Annotated in this window: 22 protein-coding genes and 2 pseudogenes; 3 read left to right on the top strand and 21 right to left on the bottom strand. The window is 36.1% G+C overall.

Going from position 1 to position 20,178, the window contains the following annotated elements:
* Positions 1 to 6 precede the first annotated feature (6 nt).
* The 20 genes and pseudogenes from V4D30_RS06220 to V4D30_RS06315 all read right to left on the bottom strand — a co-directional run bounded on the left by V4D30_RS06220 (position 7) and on the right by V4D30_RS06315 (position 17,692).
* Positions 7 to 381 (bottom strand): response regulator, encoded by a 375-nt coding sequence (locus V4D30_RS06220; protein WP_353683460.1) that lies wholly within the window; start codon positions 379 to 381, stop codon positions 7 to 9.
* Positions 382 to 394: 13 nt separating this feature from the next.
* Positions 395 to 1,246 (bottom strand): protein-glutamate O-methyltransferase CheR, encoded by an 852-nt coding sequence (locus tag V4D30_RS06225; RefSeq protein WP_353683461.1) that lies wholly within the window; start codon positions 1,244 to 1,246, stop codon positions 395 to 397.
* Positions 1,243 to 3,123: a HEAT repeat domain-containing protein gene (locus tag V4D30_RS06230; RefSeq protein ID WP_353683462.1), complete on the bottom strand. Its 1,881-nt coding sequence runs from the start codon at positions 3,121 to 3,123 to the stop codon at positions 1,243 to 1,245. Before V4D30_RS06230 ends, V4D30_RS06225 begins: the two co-directional genes overlap by 4 nt.
* Before the next feature lie 57 nt (positions 3,124 to 3,180).
* Positions 3,181 to 3,882 (bottom strand): FliA/WhiG family RNA polymerase sigma factor, encoded by a 702-nt coding sequence (locus V4D30_RS06235; protein WP_353683463.1) that lies wholly within the window; start codon positions 3,880 to 3,882, stop codon positions 3,181 to 3,183.
* Between the two features lie 4 nt (positions 3,883 to 3,886).
* Complete coding sequence (locus V4D30_RS06240; protein ID WP_353683464.1) at positions 3,887 to 4,693, bottom strand: MinD/ParA family protein; 807 nt, start codon at positions 4,691 to 4,693, stop codon at positions 3,887 to 3,889.
* Complete coding sequence (locus V4D30_RS06245; protein ID WP_353683465.1) at positions 4,683 to 5,711, bottom strand: hypothetical protein; 1,029 nt, start codon at positions 5,709 to 5,711, stop codon at positions 4,683 to 4,685. The genes V4D30_RS06240 and V4D30_RS06245 overlap by 11 nt, the downstream gene beginning before the upstream one ends.
* Before the next feature lie 13 nt (positions 5,712 to 5,724).
* Positions 5,725 to 7,767 (bottom strand): flagellar biosynthesis protein FlhA, encoded by a 2,043-nt coding sequence (flhA, locus tag V4D30_RS06250; protein WP_353683466.1) that lies wholly within the window; start codon positions 7,765 to 7,767, stop codon positions 5,725 to 5,727.
* Between the two features lie 5 nt (positions 7,768 to 7,772).
* The gene (gene flhB, locus V4D30_RS06255; RefSeq protein ID WP_353683467.1) at positions 7,773 to 8,831 is read right to left on the bottom strand and encodes a flagellar biosynthesis protein FlhB; all 1,059 of its coding nucleotides are present in this window, start codon (positions 8,829 to 8,831) and stop codon (positions 7,773 to 7,775) included.
* 3 nt (positions 8,832 to 8,834) lie between these two features.
* Entirely contained in the window at positions 8,835 to 9,566 is a 732-nt protein-coding gene (locus tag V4D30_RS06260; RefSeq protein WP_353683468.1) for a flagellar biosynthetic protein FliR, read from the bottom strand.
* Positions 9,563 to 9,832 carry a flagellar biosynthesis protein FliQ gene (gene fliQ / locus V4D30_RS06265; RefSeq protein WP_353683469.1) on the bottom strand — a complete coding sequence of 90 codons (270 nt, stop codon included), beginning with the start codon at positions 9,830 to 9,832 and terminating at the stop codon, positions 9,563 to 9,565. Before fliQ ends, V4D30_RS06260 begins: the two co-directional genes overlap by 4 nt.
* Positions 9,829 to 10,455, bottom strand: a pseudogene (gene fliP / locus V4D30_RS06270) (flagellar type III secretion system pore protein FliP); the annotation flags it as partial. The gene fliQ and the pseudogene fliP, both read right to left, overlap by 4 nt.
* Positions 10,456 to 10,578: 123 nt before the next feature.
* Positions 10,579 to 10,851: pseudogene (gene fliO / locus V4D30_RS06275) on the bottom strand (flagellar biosynthetic protein FliO); the annotation flags it as partial.
* A complete protein-coding gene (gene fliN, locus V4D30_RS06280) occupies positions 10,848 to 11,264 on the bottom strand; it encodes a flagellar motor switch protein FliN (protein ID WP_353683470.1) in 417 nt (138 codons plus the stop codon). The pseudogene fliO and the gene fliN, both read right to left, overlap by 4 nt.
* Before the next feature lies 1 nt (position 11,265).
* Positions 11,266 to 12,234, bottom strand: coding sequence for a flagellar motor switch protein FliM (gene fliM / locus V4D30_RS06285; protein ID WP_353683471.1), 969 nt, complete (start codon positions 12,232 to 12,234; stop codon positions 11,266 to 11,268).
* A 2-nt stretch (positions 12,235 to 12,236) separates the two neighbouring features.
* Positions 12,237 to 12,731 carry a flagellar basal body-associated protein FliL gene (locus tag V4D30_RS06290; RefSeq protein WP_353683472.1) on the bottom strand — a complete coding sequence of 165 codons (495 nt, stop codon included), beginning with the start codon at positions 12,729 to 12,731 and terminating at the stop codon, positions 12,237 to 12,239.
* A gap of 176 nt (positions 12,732 to 12,907) precedes the next feature.
* The gene (mutL, locus tag V4D30_RS06295; protein ID WP_353683473.1) at positions 12,908 to 14,521 is read right to left on the bottom strand and encodes a DNA mismatch repair endonuclease MutL; all 1,614 of its coding nucleotides are present in this window, start codon (positions 14,519 to 14,521) and stop codon (positions 12,908 to 12,910) included.
* Between the two features lie 12 nt (positions 14,522 to 14,533).
* Entirely contained in the window at positions 14,534 to 15,103 is a 570-nt protein-coding gene (locus V4D30_RS06300) for a Slp family lipoprotein (RefSeq protein ID WP_353683474.1), read from the bottom strand.
* On the bottom strand, positions 15,042 to 15,440 hold the full coding sequence (locus V4D30_RS06305; RefSeq protein ID WP_353683475.1) for a hypothetical protein: 399 nt from the start codon (positions 15,438 to 15,440) through the stop codon (positions 15,042 to 15,044). Before V4D30_RS06305 ends, V4D30_RS06300 begins: the two co-directional genes overlap by 62 nt.
* 3 nt (positions 15,441 to 15,443) lie before the next feature.
* Positions 15,444 to 16,616 (bottom strand): PilT/PilU family type 4a pilus ATPase, encoded by a 1,173-nt coding sequence (locus V4D30_RS06310; RefSeq protein ID WP_353683476.1) that lies wholly within the window; start codon positions 16,614 to 16,616, stop codon positions 15,444 to 15,446.
* Entirely contained in the window at positions 16,613 to 17,692 is a 1,080-nt protein-coding gene (locus V4D30_RS06315) for a type IV pilus twitching motility protein PilT (RefSeq protein ID WP_353683477.1), read from the bottom strand. The genes V4D30_RS06310 and V4D30_RS06315 overlap by 4 nt, the downstream gene beginning before the upstream one ends.
* Positions 17,693 to 17,751: 59 nt before the next feature.
* Between V4D30_RS06315 and V4D30_RS06320 the strand changes: the two genes are divergently transcribed.
* The 3 genes from V4D30_RS06320 to mazG are packed head-to-tail and all read left to right on the top strand — an operon-like array spanning position 17,752 to position 19,896.
* Entirely contained in the window at positions 17,752 to 18,393 is a 642-nt protein-coding gene (locus V4D30_RS06320) for an HAD-IA family hydrolase (RefSeq protein ID WP_353683478.1), read from the top strand.
* Positions 18,390 to 19,142, top strand: coding sequence for an AAA family ATPase (locus V4D30_RS06325; protein WP_353683479.1), 753 nt, complete (start codon positions 18,390 to 18,392; stop codon positions 19,140 to 19,142). Before V4D30_RS06320 ends, V4D30_RS06325 begins: the two co-directional genes overlap by 4 nt.
* Entirely contained in the window at positions 19,126 to 19,896 is a 771-nt protein-coding gene (mazG, locus tag V4D30_RS06330; RefSeq protein ID WP_353683480.1) for a nucleoside triphosphate pyrophosphohydrolase, read from the top strand. The genes V4D30_RS06325 and mazG overlap by 17 nt, the downstream gene beginning before the upstream one ends.
* Here the strand turns inward: mazG and V4D30_RS06335 are convergent.
* Positions 19,889 to 20,116: a hypothetical protein gene (locus tag V4D30_RS06335; RefSeq protein ID WP_353683481.1), complete on the bottom strand. Its 228-nt coding sequence runs from the start codon at positions 20,114 to 20,116 to the stop codon at positions 19,889 to 19,891. The two genes, mazG and V4D30_RS06335, sit on opposite strands and share 8 nt — an antisense overlap.
* Positions 20,117 to 20,178: the final 62 nt, after the last annotated feature.

Raw genomic sequence — 20,178 nt, forward strand, 5'->3', positions numbered from 1 at the left:
CCCTCCTCACTTACTAAAAATTTTTTTTACTATTTTTTTCATGCTCTCTGTAATCTGTTCAGCATTTGTGGGCTTTACAAGATAGTCATCCACGCCTGCTTCAAAGGCTCTCTTTTTTTCATCTTCATCAGCTTCTGTTGTTATCATAACCACAGGAATATAAGAAAAATCAGGATTTGCTTTTACCTGTTTTGTTAGCTCTATTCCATCCATATATGGCATATTCATATCTGTAAGAATTAAATTTATTTTCTCAAGTCCGAGTTTCTGTAATGCCTCAAGGCCATTTTCAGCAGTAACCACTTCATATCCTTTGCTTTTCAGTATTAAAGAAATCATTTTCCTTGTTGTTTTATCGTCATCCACTACAAGAATCTTCATAAAGCCCTCCTTACTAAACTTTTTGATATACAACAACTTTACTAATAACAACAGGACGAAATGCTCTTGTTATGTTGTGTAGACTCTCTGAGGTTCCAACAAAAAGATAGCCCTTTGGACGCAAAACATCATAAATAAGAGAAACTGCTTTCTTTTTTGCTTTGTCATCAAAATATATTAAAACATTTCTGCAAAATACCACATCCATGCCTTTAAGCTGCTTGACTTCTCTTTCTTCTATAAGATTAATGTTCATAAATTTTACAATTGACTTTACTGTTTCAGAAAGAACATAAATACCACCTGAGTCTTTAAAATACTTTGCCATATACTGTGGTGGAACATTTCTTACAGAATAAGAGCCATACATACCTTTTCTTGCAGAGATTAAAACTGACTCACTTATATCAGATGCATATATCTCTTTTCTGAAAGAGACTAACTCAGGTTTGTCAAGCAGTATCATTGCAATTGTATATGGTTCTTCTCCTGTTGAACATGCAGCAGACCATATTTTTATATCCCTTCTTCCCATCTGAGTATTCTCTTTAATGATCTGGGGAATAAGATTATTTGAAAATACTTCAAACTGTTGAGGTTCTCTGAAGAAAAAAGTCTCATTTGTTGTGACCGCATCAAAAAGCCTTGCTATCTCATGTTTATTTGCGCTGTATTTTAAGAAATAAAGATAGTCTTCAAAATTACGCAGATTTTTTTCCTTTAAAATTCTGCTCAGCCTGTTTTCAAGAAAGTATTTTTTATTATCAGGCACATATATTCCTGTCTTTTCATAAATAAAATCCCTCAGTTGTTTAAAAACTTCATCATTTATTGTTGTAGAAGAGGAAGTAGTCTGAGTTATCATATTTTCTGCAAAACCTCCTCTATTTTTTCTTTAACTTCCCTGTCAGGATGCTCTCTTTTAGAGGCAAGAATGTCATAAACCTGAGCACCACCTATTTCTCCTAAAGCCTCAACTGCAGCAATTACAACAGGAGGGAATGGATCGTCCAAGCATGGGATTAGTTTTTCCATTAAAATTTCTGGGTCACAGGCTTTACTGATTGATTTTACAGCATAGTATCTTATCCATGGGTCTTCATCTTCAAGACATTGAAACAATACATCAGAACAGAAGCTGGCTTCTCCAAGAGCTAAAATAGCTGCTTTTTTTAGCTCCTTATCATCAGACCTAATAAATTCAAGAATTTTGGCTATAGCTTCTTCTGTAGCAACTCTGCCAAGTCCATATATGGCTGCTTTTTGCACTTCCCTGTCTTCACACTTAGAAAGCATATCTAAAATATCTATTGAATAAGTCATTCCTGCCAGAGCCTGCTTTACTTCTTTTTTATAAGACTTTAAATTTTTTAAAAATCTCTCCTGATCAATTGATATAAGAGCTGAGACAATTGCTTCAATAATGTCTGGATATGCTTCTCTTTCAAGCAAATGATAAAGAGGCTCATAGGCTTCTGGAACTCTTATCATTCCAAGAGCTTCTATCGCTGCCTTTCTCACATTTGCGTCCTGATCTTCATTGATTTTTTTAATAAGAGGCTTAATTGCTTGTGTGCTTCCAATTTCGCCAAGTGCCTTTGCAGATGCTATTCTTATATCCCTTTTTATGTCTTCAAGAAGTCTTATGAGAATCGGGACAGCTTTTTTACTCCTTAATTTACCAAGCAGTTTTATAACAAAAGCTTTTGCTCTATACTTAAGTTTGTTTTTTTCAATCATTGAGATGAGTTCATCTTCTGAGTCTATTGAAAGCAAAGCTTCCCCTAAAGCCTCTATTTTTTCTTCATAATCAAAACATCCTGGGTCAAGAGCTCCAGCTTCTTCCACAATTAATGGAACAGCCTCTACAAGATTTAGTAGTTTCACTCCTTTCAGAGCTATAAGCCTATCCTCCCATTCTTCTTCTTTAAAAATTGAAAGAACTTCTTCTTTTATTTCCTGTCCATCAGGAATTATTCCTATTCTTATTAAAGCTTTTACAATCTCTTTCTTTTCATCTTTTGTGGCAACAGGAAAATACTTTAAAAGAGGCTGTGAAACCTTTTCAGTTCCTATTTTCCCGAGAGTATCAATTGCTTCTGATTTAATTAAGAGTGAGTCTGTACTTAAAAGAAGCTCACCAATTTTATCCACAGCCTCTTCTGCCTTGAGTTGAGCAAGAGCCTGTAAAACATAAAAGACAACCCATTCTTCATCCTGCAGATTTTCTATTAATGCAGAAATAGCCTCTTTATATCCGAGTTCTCCCAGTGCATGGGCAGCTGCAGCCCTAACATTTCCATTAGGATCTTTAAGCAGAGGAATAATTTTTTCACCATCAAATCCTTTTTTTATGTCTGAAATCAAATCAAGAGCAAACTTTCTTATGTCAGGGTCTTTATCCTTAAGAAGTTTGTAAATAAGCTGTGGTGCTCTGTGCCCAATTTCTTTAATTATTAAAATAGCAGTATTCCTTAAATATGCCTCTTCTTCTCTTAATAAAGGAATGACCATGTAAGTAACAACTTCTCCTGAATTTATTAAGAATCTGTTTCCACTACCAAGAGAGATTAGAGACTGAGTTGCTGCTTCCTGAACTGCTGTATTTTCATCTTTTAATGCCTTGATTAATGGATAAACTGCTCTCTCATCTGCACTGCCAAGCTCTTCTGCTGCCTGTCTGCGAACTGATGGTTCAGGATCATTGAGTAGTTTAAAAACTATCTGCTTTATATTTTTCATTATTAACCCTCCAGAAACAATTGATAATATTATACAAAATTTTTATCTTTAATCAACTTATTTTTCAAGAAAATTTTTCAATTTTAACAGTGACTTTCCGTGAATCTGACTCACTCTTGACAGAGAAACTCCAAGAATCTGTGCAATTTCTTTCATGTTTAATTCTTCATAATAATAAAGGGAGATAACAAGTTTTTCAATTTCTGACAGACTCTCAATAGCAGCAGAAAGCCTTTCTTTAACTTCACGAAGATTTATCTCTTCAAAAATATCCTTTTCATCAGATATAACTTCAAGAAGATTTAATCTGTCTCCGTTTTGACTGATTAAAGAATTATCCAGACTTATCACATCAGAAGCTGTTATACTCTGATAAATCTCCTGTAACTGCTGAGGAGTAATATCTAAAGAAGCTGCAATTTCTTCATCTGTTGGTTCTCTGCCAGATTGTCTAAGATTTTTCCATGTTTTTTTTACATCTTCTACTTTTTTCCGAAATTCCTTTGAAAAAACATCAAGAGAGCGAATTTCATCAAGGATAGCTCCTCTTATTCTATATTCTATAAAAGAAGAAAGGGGGACATTTAAGGAAGGATCGTATTTATTTAACGCCTCAAGCAATCCCTTTACTCCAGCAGAGATTAAATCATCCAGTTCAAGAACAGACTGAACAATATGATGGTATCTTAAAGCAAGGTGCTTTATTTTTGGCAAAAACTGTTTAATAAGTTTTTCTTTTTCATCGTCAGAATAAAACATAAATTTATTTAATTAAAGCCTTTTTAAGGAAAAACTGCATTCCACCTTTTAGTAGGTCAACCTCTCTTTTCAGAAACTGCTTTGCAATTTCTGTAAGTTTTTTTGAAAAATCAGATGTTGGGTAAAGGGTTATGTAAGGTTTCTGTGCAACTACAGCTTCTCTTATTTTCTCATCATAGGGAAGTTCTCCAAGCCAGTCAATGGATATACCAAGAAATCTTTCAGTAACCATGGATAGTTTTCTGAATGTTTCCTTTGCCTCCCTATGATTTTTAGTATTATTCACAACTATACGAAAATTCATCTCTCCATGTTCCCTATAAAGCACCTTAATTAATGCATAGGCATCGGCAATTGAAGTTGGCTCAGCAGTAACAATTACAATTGTGTCATGAGCAGCAGAACAGAAAAAAGTTACATTATCTGAAATTCCTGCTCCCGTATCAATAAGAAAGATATCATAGTCTTTATCAATATTTTCAAGCTCTTCAATAATTCTCATCTTATGACCATACGTAAGCTGAGTAAGCTCTCTTATTCCGGAACTGGCAGGAATAATATCAATTCCTTCAGGAGTTTTCACAATTATATCTTTCATTGATTTTTCTCCTGAGAGTAGATGTTTGATATTATATTTTGGTGCTATTCCAAACATTATATCAATGTTGCTTAACCCAACATCTGCATCCATAAGAAGCACTCTCTTTTGCATGCTTCTGAAAACCAGAGCAATGTTTGTTACAAAGTTGGTTTTCCCCACACCTCCTTTACCGCTTGAAACAGCCACAATTCTTGGGATATTAGGTTTCACAGACTCCTCCTATAATAAGATTTGGTATTGTATATGGAGGAAATACCCGAGCCTGAGGCTCTCCGTAAGCTCCTGATGTAATAAAACTGACAGGTTTACCTGATAAAACTGAGAGGTTATATAAAGAACCATAGTTCTGCGCTAAATCAATTTTGCTGAAGCCTATACAATCCACTGAAGCAGTATCCATTGTTTTTAACACTCTTATATTTGATTGGGTTGCCATTGATGCATCCATAACAAGACATTTTTTTACTGGCATATCCTTTAATATATCTCTAATTTCTCCTGCTATGCTTATGTTTGCATCTCCGGGAGTATCAACAAGTATTTTTTTTCTGTCAATCTCTTTGTGCATTATTTTATAAAGTTCTCCTGGTTCATTCACGAATTTTGTTTCACATTTTAACTTTAATGCCATTTCTTTTACATAAGCAACAGAGGAAATTCTTGAATCAAGAGAAAGAATTATAAATTTCTGATTATTTGCTCTTAAAATCTGCCCCAATTTAAAAATTGTTGTTGTTTTGCCAACACCTGGTAATCCATAAAAAACAAATCCTCTTTCTTCATCAAAATTATTTTTACAGATTTTGAGATCCCTTTCAATTGCCATCCTTAACTCATTCATATCATTAGCTTTTTCTATGAGCATCAAAGCAAGATATGGTTCCACACTATTTTTTATGAGAAAATTGTACAGTCCTCTTTTTGAGAGGTCATCAAGACAAGGAAATAGTTTTATAACACTTTCTCTTAAAAGGCTTACTTCAGCTTTAAGCCTTTCTATTTCCTTAAACACTCCCAAGTCAAATTGACTCTGGAGTCTGTTACCCAGAGCATCCTCGACAGAATCTGTGCCATTATCTATTGCAGCAGTAACCTCTATATATGAATTATTTGAAAGAGGCTCTTTTTTAGAAGAACTTGATAGAATCACCGCATCTGGACCCATTTCTTTTTTAACTACTTCTAAAACCTCCTTAAAGCTCTTACCCTGAAATTTTCTTATTTTCATAGTTTCCTCCTGATTAGTCAGGCTTTACAGTAGCAAGCATAAGTATTTTTACTCCTGAAGATATCTCCTGCGGCGATACTACAGGTAAAGAAGGAGCAACTCTTTCCATCGCCCTTTTTAAAAATCTTCTTATTGCCTGTGAACATATTAAGACTGGTTGATATCCCTTAATTGTTGCTTCGTCAGCCAATGCCTTTACTTTTTCAATCGTTTTTTCCACTAACACCGGATCAGGAGCAAAAATTGTGCCTTGAGGCGTTGTTTGCAAAGACTCAATAAATGTTCTTTCCAGGGAAGGATCAAGTAAAATTGCAGTTATTGTGCCGTCAGGATTCTGAACACTTTTTGTTATTCTTCTTGACAGTGCCTGTCTAACATATTCTGTTAAAATATCTGGATCCTTTGTTACACTGGCGTATTCTGCGAGGCTTTCAAGTATAGTCTGTAAATCTTTTATTGAAACTCTCTCTCTTAAAAGGTTCTGAAGAACTTTCTGAACCTGCGAAAGAGTTAAAAGATTAGGAACGAGGTCATCAACCACTCTTGGATGGGTTTTTGCAAGATTATCAAGAAGTCTCTGAGTTTCCTGTTTTCCAAGAAGTTCATAACCATAGTTTTTAAGAATTTCTCTAAGATGAGTAACAATAACAGATGATGCATCAACAACTGTAAATCCAAGCATCTGTGCCTTTGAAACATCCTTTTGTTCAATCCATAGAGCATCCACTCCAAAAGCTGGGTCCTTTGTTGGAATTCCTTCAAGTTCCGCAGAGGGTCTGGCACCGATTGCAAGAAATCTTCCAGGAATTATCTCTGATGTGGCTATTTCAACTCCTTTTATGAGAATACTGTATTGAGAAGGCTTAAGCATTAAATTGTCTTTTATATGGATGGATGGAACTATGTAACCCATCTCCATGGCAATCTGTTTTCTCAGAGAGCGAATCCTTTCAACAAGAGAGCTTTCTCCCTCAACAAGTGGAATAAGATTGTATCCTATTTCAAGAGAAATTGGATCAACTCTGAGAAGACTTTCAAGCTGAGCTTCCATTGTAGGAGGTTTTTCCTCTGGTGGAGCTGCTGGAAGTACCTCTTTTTCTTTCCTCTCTCTGGTTATCATCAGATACGCAATTGCACCAGAAACAACTGCAATAATTATAAAAGGAAGATGGGGAAGACCTGGAATTAATCCAAGCAAAAGAAGCACTCCTGATGCTGTGGCAAGAGTTTTTGGATTTTTAAAAAGTTGATTCAGGATATCCTGCCCGAGATTTGACTCAGTAGCTGCTCTACTTACCACAATGCCTGCTGCAGTTGATGTAATAAGTGCGGGGACCTGAGCTGCCAGTCCATCACCAATTGTAAGAATCACATATGTTTGAACAGCATCTCCTATTGCCATTCCCTTCTGTAGCACTCCAATTAAAATTCCACCAATGATGTTTATAATCATAATAATTATCGCTGCAATAGCATCGCCACGAATAAATTTACTTGCACCATCCATCGCTCCATAAAAGTCTGCTTCTCTACTTATCTCTTCTCTTCTACGCCTTGCCTCCTTTTCGTCAATAAGTCCAGCATTAAGGTCCGCATCTATGCTCATCTGTTTACCAGGCATTGCATCAAGGGTAAAACGGGCTGAAACCTCTGCAATTCTTCCAGCACCTTTTGTAATCACGATGAAGTTAATGATTACGAGAATTAAAAAGACAATTAATCCAACCACAAAGTTTCCGCTTACAACGAACTCTCCAAAGGCTTTAATAACCTTTCCTGCTGCTTCTGTTCCGAGTTCACCCCTTGTAAGAATAAGCCTGGTTGATGCAATATTCAGAGAAAGCCTCATTAAGGTAGCAATCAGCAAAACAGAGGGAAATACTGAAAAATCAAGTGGTCTTCTCACATAGGATGCCACAAGAATAATAAGGATTGAAAGGGTTATGCTCATTGTAAGAGAAAGATCAAGCATAAACGGAGGAATTGGCACAATCATGAAAATAAGTATTAAAATTATGCCTACTGCCACTAAAACATCACTTCTTATGTAATTCATTACCTTCATGCAATCTTTCTTCCTTTAAGCTTATAAACTGTCGCTAAAATGGTAGCAACTGCCTTATAAAGCGCTTCAGGAATTTCTTCTCCCACGGAAATTTTATACAATGCTCTTGCCAGCGGTTTATTCTCATAAATTGGTACACCTGCTGCTCTTGCAATCTCTTTTATTCTTTCGGCAAGAATGTTTGCTCCCTTTGCGACAACTTTTGGAGCATCCATGCTTTGAGAGTCATACTTTATGCATACAGCAATATGAAGAGGGTTTGTTATTACCACATCTGCCTTTGGAACTTCCTGCATCATTCTTCTTCTTGCAATTTCTCTCTGCAGACTTCTTATTCTTGCTCTTACCATTGGTGAACCCTCTGTTTCCTTAAACTCTTCCTTTATTTCCTGCTTGGTCATTCTCAGATTTCTCTCATACTGCCATCTTTGATAAGCAAAATCTATACCTGCAAAAACTGTAAGCATTATAAGGCATGCAAGCAAAAGCTGATAAATCTTCTGGAATGAGACTCCTGCAATACCTTTTACATCCATATCTATTAAGAGTGGCAGGATATTGACATCTTTTTTTAAAACAAAGTATATTACAGCACCAAGAGCTATCAGTTTTAAAACACCCTTTATTGTTTCAAATAAAGCAGTAAAGGAAAACATTCTTTTTATGCCCTTCAAGGGGCTTATTCTTGAAATGTCAGGAACTAATGGAGCAGCAGTAAAAAGAAAGCCTGTTTGAACAAAGTGAACGAGCAAAACACCGAAAAGAACAAATCCTCCAACAGGAGTAAACTGAAGGAAAAACCATTTTATCTCGTCTTTTATTATGATAAGGATAGCACTGCTCGTAAAATCAGGATTCAGTCTTGTAAATGCCAGTTTCAGGTGTTCTTCTGCTGCTATTAAAAAACTACCGAAGAAGACAAAATAAAGAAAAATCATCCAGGGGCTCACTATACCTGTAAGTTCCCTGCTTCTGGGAACTTCACCTTTCTGACGAGCCTTTTCTCTCCTTCGTGGAGTAGCCTGCTCTGTTCGTTCTTGAAGCTCCTCTGGCATTTCTTACCTCAATAAGTTAACTAAAGCATCTTTAAGATTAATAAATGCCTTTGATAAAACCATTGTAAAAATAGGAATACTGAGCCAGACAACCGCAATTCCTGTGGCAAGTAAAAGTGGAAATCCAACGAAAAAAACATTTGCCTGAGGCATAATCCTTGATAAAAATCCGAGCCCCATATTCATCAAAACCTGAACAAGCAGTACAGGTGCTGAAAGCTTCAGTGCCAGAGGGAATAAAAGATAGGAAAACTCTATTATATTTTTTGCAAAGGAAAAATTTGCTGGTGCTTCAAAGCTTTTAACAATAATTTCCACCATACTTAGATGCAGATCAAGAGAAAAAAATAGAGCTATCATAAACATTTCATAAAAAACACTGAGCGGTCCCATAAGTTCACCAAACTGGGGATTAAAGATGTTTGCTACTGCAAAACCTATCTGCATGCTCATCCATTGAGATGCTGTCTCAACTGCTGCAATTATAACTCTTACCATCAAACCAATGGCTAATCCAAAAAGCACAGCATTAAAGAGAGAGATTAAAAAATTCTCTTCCCTCTGAGGCATAAAAGGCATTATTGCAAAAGATACTGAAAGGGCAAAAAAGAATCTAAAAATTAAAGGAACTGTTCTACTTCCAATGTATGGCAGAAAAAACAGAATTACAGAGACTCTGATAAAAACAGGAATAAATTTATAAATCTGCGTTGTAAGCAATTCTAAGTAGTTCATTTCACATACAATGGAAGATTTTCAAAAATTCCTCTCGTAAACTTAGTCATTATATTGACAATCCATGGAATTGTAAGAAGAAGTGTTAAAAACACAGCAATAACCTTTGGAACAAAGCTTATAGTCATCTCCTGTAGTTGAGTTATTGCCTGAAATAATCCAATAAGAAGACCCACAAGAAGGCTTACAAGAAGAACAGGACCTCCAACCAGAAGTATAGTTTCAAAGGTCTGCTTTGATATGTAATTTAAAAATTCTACTGTCATTTAAATCCTCCTGCAAGTGAACCAATTATTAACTGCCAGCCATCAACTAAAACAAAGAGCAAAAGCTTAAAAGGCATTGATATCATAACTGGCGGCACCATAAACATACCCATTGACAGCAAAATACTTGCCACAACAATGTCAATAACAAGAAAAGGCAAAAAAATTAAAAATCCTATCTCAAAAGCTCTTTTTAACTCTCCAAGAGCAAAGGCAGGGACAACAATCTTCATTGGCAGATCCATAGGAGTTGCAGGTTTTACCTCAGTTTTTGAAAGTTTAAGAAACAACGCAAGATCCTTTTCCCTTGTCTGCTTTAACATGAATTCTTTAAATGGAACTGAGGCTCTGTTTATTGCCTCTTGCATTGTAATCTCTTTTTTTGAAAAAGGAACATAAGCTTCATTGTAAACTCTATCAATGGTTGGAGACATAATAAAAAGGGTAAGAAACAATGCAAGTCCTATTATCACCTGATTTGGTGGAACAGCAGGAGTTCCAAGAGCCTGTCTTAGAAGGGATAAAACTATCACAATTCTTGTGAAAGAAGTCATCATAATCAAAATTGCAGGTAAAAAGCTAAGCAGTGTGATAAATACAAGGATATCAACTGCAGAGGAAAATCCAAAAAGTCCACCTCCTGCATTTACCTGAGGAGCTGCAAAGCAAAGGGCAGGAATCATGATAAAACCAAAACAGAACAATCCACCTTTGAATATTTTTTGCCATACAGATTTTCTTTCCTCTTGTTGTGTCTCAAAAATTGCCTTAATCTTTGAAGTATCCAGTTTACTTAATAGATTGATTCCGTTGTCTGATATTCCCACCAAGAGATATTCATCAAAGGCTTTTACAACTCCTATACCCTTTTTATAACCTATTGGTTGATAGTAAACAATTTGAATAAATCCTTTGCCTGGATTTATCTTGTTTTTCATCAATCTAAGAACAATGTAAAGGGCTGCAATAATGAAAATTAAGGATGCTATGAGTTTAAAATACTCCACCACACACCTCACCCAAGCTGTTTTACTCTTTCCTGCGGACTTATGATATCAGTAATTCTAATTCCAAACTTTTCATTAACTACAACCACTTCTCCTCTTCCAATAAGCTTTCCATTAACATAGACCTCCATTGGCTCTCCTGCAAGTTTGTCAAGTGCTACCACAGACCCCTGGGTTAACTGAAGAAGTTCCTGGACAAGAATTCTTGTTGAACCAATAATGACTGTTAATTCAAGCGGAATGTCAAGAATGAATTCTATGTCTCTTATCTTTGGTTTTTCTGCAGTTGGAGTAAATTCATCTATCTGTGGAGTTTGCACCGTCTGCTGCTTCATTGCTTTCTCCATCTCAAGAGCCTTTGTCATATCAAGCTCTTCTTCCAGGTTTTCCTGTATGTCCTGTTGTTTAACTTCTTTCTCTTCCATTCTATGCCTCCCCTAATATTTTTATTGCATAGTTTCCCTTATAAGTGCCAAGCTTTCCCTTAAACTTTGGCACACCTTCTACAAGCACATCCATATCCTCATCTATTCTTCTATGAAGAGTTATAATGTCACCTACTTTAAGATCCAATAAAGTTTTAAAATCTATTGTTACCCTGCCTAAAACTGCTTCTACCTTGACAGGAGACTGTTTCAGTTGTGCCTTAAGTCTTCCTATCCATTTCATGTCTATTTCATCCCTGTCAGCAAGAAATGCACTGTAAAGTTTTTCCTTTATGGGTTCTACAGAAGAATAGGGGATACATACCATGACTTTACACTCTCTTGTCTCAATCTCAAGTGTGAATTCTGTTTCTATAACCACATCTACAGGTGTAACAATCGTAACGAACTGCGGATTCATCTCACTGCGGATGTATTGAGGTTTTACAGGGAATACAGGTTTCCATGCTTCTTCCATAGATTCAAGAAACATCATTACAACTTTATGAATAATCCTCTGCTCAATTGGAGTAAACTCTCTTCCTTCAGGTTTATAATATCCCTTACCAGAGCCTCCAAAATAAAACTCTATAAGAGAGAAAATCATTGGCGCATCAAAAACAACAAGACTGAAGCCTCTTAAAGGCTCAAGTTTTATGATATTTAAACTTGAAGGGAAAGGAACAGAACGTAAAAAGTCATAGAATTTTGTTATGTTAACATTTACATTGACAATCTCCACAATTTTTCTTATATCTGAGGAAAGTGCTATTCTAAAATTCCTTGCCAGTCGTTCATTGATGATATCAAGAGAAGGCATTCTACCACGAACAATCTTCTCTTGAGATGTAAAATCATAGGGTCTTATTCCAGAAGGAGCTTCTGCTGTCTCAGTTTCAACTTCTCCTCCTGAAATACCTTTAAGTAAAGCATCAATTTCTTCTTGAGATAAAATTTCGTCGTCTGGCATGGCTACTGCATTACAAAATCTGTAAGATAAACATTTGTAACAGTATTTTCACCGAGAATCTGGTTCACTCTCTGCTTTATCTCGTCCTTAAGAAGTAGTTTTCCCTCTGGAGTAATAAGCTCATCGGAGGTTTTATTTGTTAAAAGCGTTATAATAGCATCTCTTATCTGAGGCGTTTTACTTTTTGCCTCTTCAGCAAGTTTTGCCTGGGAAAGCTCAAGCTGAACAGTAACTTTAAGATACTTTGTTCCACCCTGATCCATTAAATTTACCACAAAAGGTTCAAGGGCAAAGTTTACACCCTGAGATTCCTTTGAAGTGGCGCTTTTAGTATGCTGATCGCCTTTACCGAGAATGAAAAAATAAGCTGCTGCTGCGCCAGCTATAAGGACTAAAGCAGCAATAATAATTAATGGAAGTTTGCTTTTTTTCTTCGGTTTTTCTGGTTGTTCCTTTGACTCAGCTTCATCATTCTGTAGTTTTGTTTCTTTTGGCATAGCTTAACCTCCTAAGGTTCTTTTCTAAATTTAAAACATTTAGCATAATTTATGCCAGATACGGAGAATGATATTCTATTTTGTCGTCTCTAAAGGGAATCTCCAGGCAAAATCATGGCAGTAGCAAACCAGATTATGCCAAATTTTTGACATTTTAGAGTCTCTTTCTGACAACACTACCTTAAAAACCACTTCTTAATTTCATCAATTGAAAAATACTTTTTTACCGGTCTTCCGTGAGGACAGTGTTCAGGATCAGTGGTTTTTTCAAGCTCCTGTAATAAGATCTTTATCTCAACATAATTAATTTTATCATTTGCCCTGAGAGAGGTGTGACAGGCAACCTGAGCTGCGATCTTTCTTTTTATCTCAATTAAATCTGGTTTGCTAATTTCCTCTTTAAGAGTCTGAGCAATGCTTTCAACTATTCCTGCCACATCACCATTTTGGATAAATTCAGGCAATGCTCTTATTATTATTGAGTTTTTACCGAAATCCTCAGCTTCAATGCCAAGCTCGTGAAGAATCGGCAGATTCTCTTTTATTACAATATAATTATCGGAACTTAGATTTACAATTACAGGAAAGACAAGCTTTACAACCACAGGATTCTTATTTAAAATTTTTTCAAAATTTACTCTCTCATGGGCAGCATGATAGTCAAGAAATACCACGCCGTGAGGCTCCTTGACAACCACAATGGAATCACCAAGAACAAAAAACTCTCTACTAAAAACCGGCTCTGCATGAAATATAGCAATTTGCTCTGCAGATACACTGTTAAACTCCCACTGAGATGGCTTTTCTGCAACCATGTTTTCTCTGGCTGCAGACGATAAGGAGCTCGGCTCTGCTTCTGCCATTCTAAAAATAAGCTGGTGAATTTTCTGTGGATTACAGAATCTAACCTGAGTTTTAGCTGGATGAACATTGAAATCTGCTTCTTCTGGAGGAACAGTGATAAAAACAATAAACTGTGGCTGCATAAGCTGAAAAGCTTTACATATGTTACCTACAATGGATTGCTCTTTCACAGGTCTTCGGTTTAAAAAAACTTTAGATTTTCCTTTAAGTCCATCACCTAAAAAAAGCTCTACTCTGTAATCATCCTTTGAAATTGTTTTAATCTTAAGGTTTTCAGCCAGTTCCACACCAAAAACCTGCCATATCCTTTTATAAATGCTGTCTGTCTCAGGAATGTTTAATATCTCTTCATCGTCAATAAACAGGGAAAAAGAAATCTCAGGATAGGCAAGACAATAGTTCTGAAAAGTTTCAATGATATGTGCTTTTTCAGTATATGGAGATTTGAGAAACTTTCTTCTTACAGGAGTATTAAAAAAGAGCTCTGAAACCTCTATTGTTGTTCCTCTGGTAACTGCTGGTTTTTGCCATTTTAAACTACCAGCAACAAAATAAGTTTCTGTGCCTGTATTTTCTGTTATGTGCTGAGTAATTATTTTTATTTTGCTTACCTGTGCAATAGAATAAAGAGCTTCACCTCTGAAACCAAGTGAGGAGATTCTGATAAGATCTCTGTCGTCTTTTATCTTGCTTGTGGCATGTCTTTGAAAGGCAGTCAAAACGTCCTCAGAAGCAATGCCTTCTCCATCATCAATTACCTTTATTTCAGCAATTCCTGATTTTTTTATGTATACAGAGATTGAGTTTGCGCCCGCATCTATTGAGTTTTCAATAAGTTCTTTTACAACACTGGCAGGTCTTTCAACAACTTCTCCTGCTGCGATCTTCCCTACAATGCTTTCAGGAAGTATTTGAATTTTTCCCATTATTTTGTAAGTTTACCACCATCCAGGTCCATATTCAAAATACCATGGAGGATATCCATACCAGAACCATAAAGAAGGATGCCAGTAGTATTCCCTGTGTCTTTTCTTCCATAGATATGTTGCCTGAGATTCAATAAGAGGGAAACTATAAGGCATTGTATCAATTTTTCCTTCTTTTAATCCTTTAAATTTTCCAACAACTGTTAGAAGCCTTCCTTTTGAATAAACTGCACAATCAAGAAAATTTTTTGAAATTACGATAAATCTTCCTTCTGAATCATCCCGCTCCTCTGGATAACCTTCTCTGTCAAGAGGCAAATAAAGAACTTCAAAAACTGTGCCATCCTGAGTATTTGTGCAGTTTGTAATTCGTCCACCCCATAACAAAGAAAGATTAATGTATTTATCAGGATTTTCTTTAACAGCTTTAAATGACACATCTCTTAATGCCGAAGCCTCCTGTAATGGTTTTGGCAGACTCGCACAACCCAGCAGGAATAAAAAGATTAATAGCAAAAGCTTAGTAAAACAACTTTGAAAGAGTCTCTTTAAAAAGTTTGTATGTTTTCTGGTGTTCCACATATGCTCTTTTAAAAATTGCTGGAAAATTATTTATATCTTTAACATTCACAATAAAATCAACACCCTTTGCAAAGGCAGAAAGTCTGTCCATTGTTGGAATTGATGTAGACAACAAAATAACAATGATATCTCTTCTCTGATACATTGGCAAGGAAGATATGATTTCAATTATCTCATTAAATTGTTCTGCTGTTACCACTAAAGATGCATCTTCAATTGCATTTAAAACTTCTTTAGAATTGGAAAAAATAAAACATTCAAATCCTGCTGATTTTAAATAATCAACTAAAAATTTCTGAACCTCCTCATTTGTTTCACATATAATAGCTTTTGGCATGCTTCATCCTTTTATTTTTTTACCATAATCAATATCAAGCCTAAGTCCCTCTATATCTGTTGTTTTTTCTCCCTTTGCTGCCTTCATTTTGTCAATCTCCATAGTTACATAGGAGCGCCTTGATGCAAAGGCTACTGCAGTTTCCTCTGTAATTAATCCCTGCTTATAAAGTTCAAGTATGGACTGATCAAAAGTGTGCATACCAACTGCTCCACTTGTGGCAATAACATCATAAAAGGTTTTCTCAGCAGTCTCTCCATTTATAATCAAGTCTCTTATTCTGAGATTTTTCCTCATAACTTCTGTGGCTACTATTCTTCCTCCGCCAATTTTCGGTAAAAGTCTCTGGCTAACAACCCACTTAAGGGTGTCAGAAACTCTGAGTCTTATGTAATTTTCATCCTGTGGTGGAAACATTCCAATCATTCTTCCAATTGTTTGTCCTGCATCAGTTGTATGAAGTGTGCCGAGAACAAGATGACCTGTTTCTGCTGCCTGCATTGCAATTTCAAGAGTTTCCCTGTCTCTTATTTCTCCCACAAGTATTACGTGAGGAGCCTGCCTCAATGCAGCTCTGAGTCCATCTGCAAAGTTGTGAAAATCTATGCCAAATTCTCTCTGGTTAAATGTAGATTTTTTATGCTGATGAATGAATTCAACAGGATCTTCAAGAGTTATAATGTGACATGACCTTGTTTCATTAATAATATTTAAAATTGCTGCAAGGGTAGAAGATTTACCAGAACCTGTTGCTCCTGTAACCAGAACAAGCCCCATTCTTTCATTGGCTATTTCTTGAATAATCGGAGGGAGCCTGAGTTCCTCAACTGTTGGTATCTTCATTGGAAGCTTTCTTAAAACCGCTGAATAGTTTCCTCTTTGAGAAAAAATATTTACCCTGAATCTTGCTTTTTGTATAACATAACTTGTATCGCAATATCCTTCTTTTATAAGATTTTCAATAAGCCTTTTTTGATTATTCATTAATGCTAAAGCTATTCTTTCTGTATGAAATGGAGTTAATAACTGAATAGGTATATTTTGCAGATAAACTGATTTTAACTCGCCCCACATAAGCACCTGAAAGGGTCTTCCCACTGTAAAGACAATATCTGACAGCTCAGGATAGGTTTCACAGATTTTGTCAAGTATGTAGTCAAGTTCCTGTTTTCTCATCCAATGCCTTCTTGAGGAACTTCTTTAAGAAATTTAGCGAATTTTTGCTTATCTGTTGCCCTTTCATAAGCATCCTCTGGAGTGATTTTCCCCTCCTGAAGAAGTTGTAAAAGTGTGTCATCCATTGTCTGCATGCCGATTTTTTTACTTGTCTGCATTATTGAAAGTATCTGATGAGTTTTTCCTTCTCTTATAAGGTTTGCAACAGCATAGGTGTTAATCAGAATCTCGCAGGCTGCAACCCTTCCTTTACCATCTGCTCTTCTTAAAAGTGTCTGAGCAATAACTGCTTGTAAAGACTCACTCAGTGAGGTTCTCACCTGTGCCTGCTGTTCAGGAGGAAAGACATCAATAATTCTATCAACTGTTTTAATTGCGGATGATGTATGAAGGGTGCTGAAAACAAGATGCCCTGTTGCAGCTGCCTCCAGAGCAAGCTGAATTGTCTCAATGTCACGCATTTCACCAACGAGAATTATGTCAGGGTCCTCTCTTAAAGCTGCTCTCAAGGCTTTTGCAAAGGACTCTGTGTGAGTTCCAACTTCTCTGTAAGATATAACACATCCTTTATTGGGGTGAACAAACTCAATTGGGTCTTCAATGGTGATTATTCTTTCTTTTCTGTGGGTATTTGCATAATCAATAATTGCGGCAAGAGTTGTTGATTTTCCAGAACCAGTAGGTCCTGTAACGAGAACAATTCCCTTTTTAAGCATTGCAAAACGCTTCAGCACCTGAGGCAGTCCGAGCTGATCAATTGTTTTTATTTCATTGGGAATGTGTCTGAATGCTGCACCAATTCCTTCCTTATGCATAAAATAGTTAACACGAAAACGGGCGACACCAGGAATTTCATGAGCAAAATCAAGATCACCGGTTTCTTCAAATATTTTGATTTTTTCCTCCGGAGTGATTTCATAGAGAAGTGCCCTCAGTTCCTGATTGTCAAGAACCTTATACTGAACCCTTACAAGCTCCCCATGAATTCTTAAAACAGGCTGACTTCCAGCAACAAGATGAAGGTCACTTGCTTTATTTTCAAGCATTAGTTTAAAAAAGGCATCTATCCGAGCCATGTTTAAATTATAGCACGATTTTATAAAGAAGTGAAGTCATGTTATACTAAAAAACTGCTATGATTGAGCTTATTATTTTTGACCTGGATGGCACACTGGTTGATTCCTGTGAGGACATAACGCAGGCATTGAATTACTGTCTTGAAAAATCAGGAATTTCGGGTTTCTCAAAGGATGAAGTGAAAAAAATGGTTGGAGAAGGTGTTAATCGTCTCATAGAAAAAGCTTTGCAGGCAAGAGGTGTTAATTTTCCATCTCAAAAACTTATTGACTGCTTTGTAAACTATTACAGGGAACACATAACAGATTTCTCAAGAGCTTACCCTGAAGTAAAAGAAACGCTTGAAGAATTAAAGAACATTAAAAAAGTGGTAATTTCCAATAAACTTACTGAGTTGAGCTTTAAAACTCTTGAAAATCTCGGTCTTTTAAAATACTTTGACTTTGTAGCTGGAAGTGATCTTTTCTCAGAAAGAAAACCTTCAGCTGTTCCGATTATTGAAACAGTTAAAAGATTTTATACTACGCCGGATAAAACATTAGTTGTTGGAGACAGCGAGCTTGACATTATAGCAGGCAAACAGGCAGAAGTGAAAACAGTTGCGGTTACATACGGATACAGGGAAAGAGAAGTTTTAAAAGAGGCTGATTTTATAATTGATAAATTCAGTGAGTTATTAAAAATTGTGAGAGAGCTATGAGTTATTTTATAGTCTTTGCTGGAAAAGGAGGGACAGGGAAAAGCACTCTTGCTGCCTTCACAGTAAAGTATCTTTCTGAGAGGAAACTTGGACCTGTTTTAGTCGTTGATGCGGATCCTAACTACTGTCTCCCAGAGCTTTTAGGAGTGGAGATTAAGGAGACAGTTGCATCAGTAAGGGATAATGCTTTGAAAGAAAAGCCTGAGGGAATGAGTCTTGATGAATGGCTTGAGATTCAAATAAACAGAGTTGTTGAAGAAGCTGAAGGATTTGACCTTATTGTGATGGGAAGACCTGAAGGAAGTGGATGTTACTGTGCTGTAAACAATGTTTTAAAAAGAATTTTACAGGAGATTGCAGAGCATTACAGATATATCGTTGTTGATAACGAGGCTGGCATGGAACACATAAGCAGAGGCATTCTTAACAAAGTTGACCTTTTATTCATAGTAAGCACCTTTACTAAAACCGGTATTCAGGCTGCTTTAAGAATAAATGAATTGATTAAAGAGCTTAACATAAATCCTGAAAAGAAGCTTTTGATTATAAACATGGCATTCAGAGAGTTTGAAGATTCTGAGGAAGAAGAGCTTCTAAAACACTTTGACAGCATCTACTATGTTTTCTTTGATAAAGATTTCCTCAAGCTCAGTGAAAAAGGCAGAAATGTATTCAGTCTTCCAAAGGGAGAGGCAATATGGGTAAACTTTAAATGGATTCTGGAGGAGACAGTTGAGCAAAAAATTTGATGACCTTGTCAAAATAATGGAAACCCTTCGCTCTGAAAAAGGATGTCCCTGGGATAGAGTTCAAACCCACGATACTCTTAAAAGATACCTTCTTGAAGAGGCTTATGAACTTATTGAAGCCATAGAAAATAAAAAGCCAGAAGCAATTAAAGAAGAACTTGGAGATTTGCTTCTTCAGATTGTTTTTCACAGTCAGATAGCAAAGGAAGAAGGAAATTTTGATATTGATGATGTGATACAGACAATCATTCAGAAAATGATCGGAAGGCATCCTCATGTATTTGGAGAAGCTGATTTTAAGACACCTGAAGAAGTTTTAAATCAATGGGATGAAAGGAAAAAGGAAGAAGGTAAGTTTGGTAGTTCAATTCTTGAAGGAATTCCACTGGCATTGCCGGCTTTGCTCAAAGCTTATAAAATTCAGTCAAGAGTCTCAAAAGTGGGATTTGACTGGGAAACTCCTCAAGGAGTTATTGAAAAAATAAAAGAAGAGCTTAGAGAGGTTGAAGAAGCGATTAAGACTGGAGAGAAAGATAGAATAGAAGAAGAGATCGGAGACTTACTCTTCAGTATTGTGAATCTTTCTCGTTTTCTCAAAATTGATCCAGAGACTGCTTTGAGAAAAACAAACAGGAAATTTGAAAAAAGATTTAAAAAACTTGAAAAACTTGCTGGACAAAAGGGTAAAACTCTCAAAGATTTGAGTCTTCAGGAAATGGATAGCCTTTGGAATGAGATAAAGAAAACTACTTAAAAAATAAAGCAAGTATTGACACAAGAGCACCAATCTGATCAGCCCAGAAAATAAACATCCATCTTATAAGCTCTGCCCGAACTTGTTCTATCTTTACTTCTAAATTTGCAATGTCTTGCTTAATGGCGAGAATATCAATAAACTCAAGAAGAGTTTTTACAGAGTTTTCTCCAACCTGCTGTTTAAGAGCTTCATAAACTTCTATCTCTGTAACAGGCATGAAAAATTATGGCATAAAAATTTTAATAATAACAATTAACTGAATTTGCCGATTGCAAATGT

Origin of the sequence: Thermodesulfovibrio sp. 3907-1M (assembly GCF_040450955.1) — a bacterium.
GTDB classification, from domain to species: domain Bacteria; phylum Nitrospirota; class Thermodesulfovibrionia; order Thermodesulfovibrionales; family Thermodesulfovibrionaceae; genus Thermodesulfovibrio; species Thermodesulfovibrio autotrophicus.

Bases quoted from the DNA above. Each gene is read 5' to 3' on its own strand.
- fliM (WP_353683471.1), bottom strand. From the start codon at position 12,234: ATGCCAGACGACGAAATTTTATCTCAAGAAGAAATTGATGCTTTACTT.
- flhA (WP_353683466.1), bottom strand. From the start codon at position 7,767: ATGAATTACATAAGAAGTGATGTTTTAGTGGCAGTAGGCATAATTTTA.
- V4D30_RS06305 (WP_353683475.1), bottom strand. From the start codon at position 15,440: ATGCCAAAAGCTATTATATGTGAAACAAATGAGGAGGTTCAGAAATTT.
- V4D30_RS06260 (WP_353683468.1), bottom strand. From the start codon at position 9,566: ATGAACTACTTAGAATTGCTTACAACGCAGATTTATAAATTTATTCCT.
- V4D30_RS06325 (WP_353683479.1), top strand. From the start codon at position 18,390: ATGAGTTATTTTATAGTCTTTGCTGGAAAAGGAGGGACAGGGAAAAGC.
- mutL (WP_353683473.1), bottom strand. From the start codon at position 14,521: ATGGGAAAAATTCAAATACTTCCTGAAAGCATTGTAGGGAAGATCGCA.
- V4D30_RS06315 (WP_353683477.1), bottom strand. From the start codon at position 17,692: ATGGCTCGGATAGATGCCTTTTTTAAACTAATGCTTGAAAATAAAGCA.
- V4D30_RS06225 (WP_353683461.1), bottom strand. From the start codon at position 1,246: ATGATAACTCAGACTACTTCCTCTTCTACAACAATAAATGATGAAGTT.
- V4D30_RS06320 (WP_353683478.1), top strand. From the start codon at position 17,752: ATGATTGAGCTTATTATTTTTGACCTGGATGGCACACTGGTTGATTCC.
- V4D30_RS06335 (WP_353683481.1), bottom strand. From the start codon at position 20,116: ATGCCTGTTACAGAGATAGAAGTTTATGAAGCTCTTAAACAGCAGGTT.
- V4D30_RS06220 (WP_353683460.1), bottom strand. From the start codon at position 381: ATGAAGATTCTTGTAGTGGATGACGATAAAACAACAAGGAAAATGATT.
- V4D30_RS06290 (WP_353683472.1), bottom strand. From the start codon at position 12,731: ATGCCAAAAGAAACAAAACTACAGAATGATGAAGCTGAGTCAAAGGAA.
- V4D30_RS06245 (WP_353683465.1), bottom strand. From the start codon at position 5,711: ATGAAAATAAGAAAATTTCAGGGTAAGAGCTTTAAGGAGGTTTTAGAA.
- V4D30_RS06300 (WP_353683474.1), bottom strand. From the start codon at position 15,103: ATGTGGAACACCAGAAAACATACAAACTTTTTAAAGAGACTCTTTCAA.
- V4D30_RS06235 (WP_353683463.1), bottom strand. From the start codon at position 3,882: ATGTTTTATTCTGACGATGAAAAAGAAAAACTTATTAAACAGTTTTTG.
- flhB (WP_353683467.1), bottom strand. From the start codon at position 8,831: ATGCCAGAGGAGCTTCAAGAACGAACAGAGCAGGCTACTCCACGAAGG.
- fliN (WP_353683470.1), bottom strand. From the start codon at position 11,264: ATGGAAGAGAAAGAAGTTAAACAACAGGACATACAGGAAAACCTGGAA.
- fliQ (WP_353683469.1), bottom strand. From the start codon at position 9,832: ATGACAGTAGAATTTTTAAATTACATATCAAAGCAGACCTTTGAAACT.
- V4D30_RS06230 (WP_353683462.1), bottom strand. From the start codon at position 3,123: ATGAAAAATATAAAGCAGATAGTTTTTAAACTACTCAATGATCCTGAA.
- V4D30_RS06310 (WP_353683476.1), bottom strand. From the start codon at position 16,616: ATGAGAAAACAGGAACTTGACTACATACTTGACAAAATCTGTGAAACC.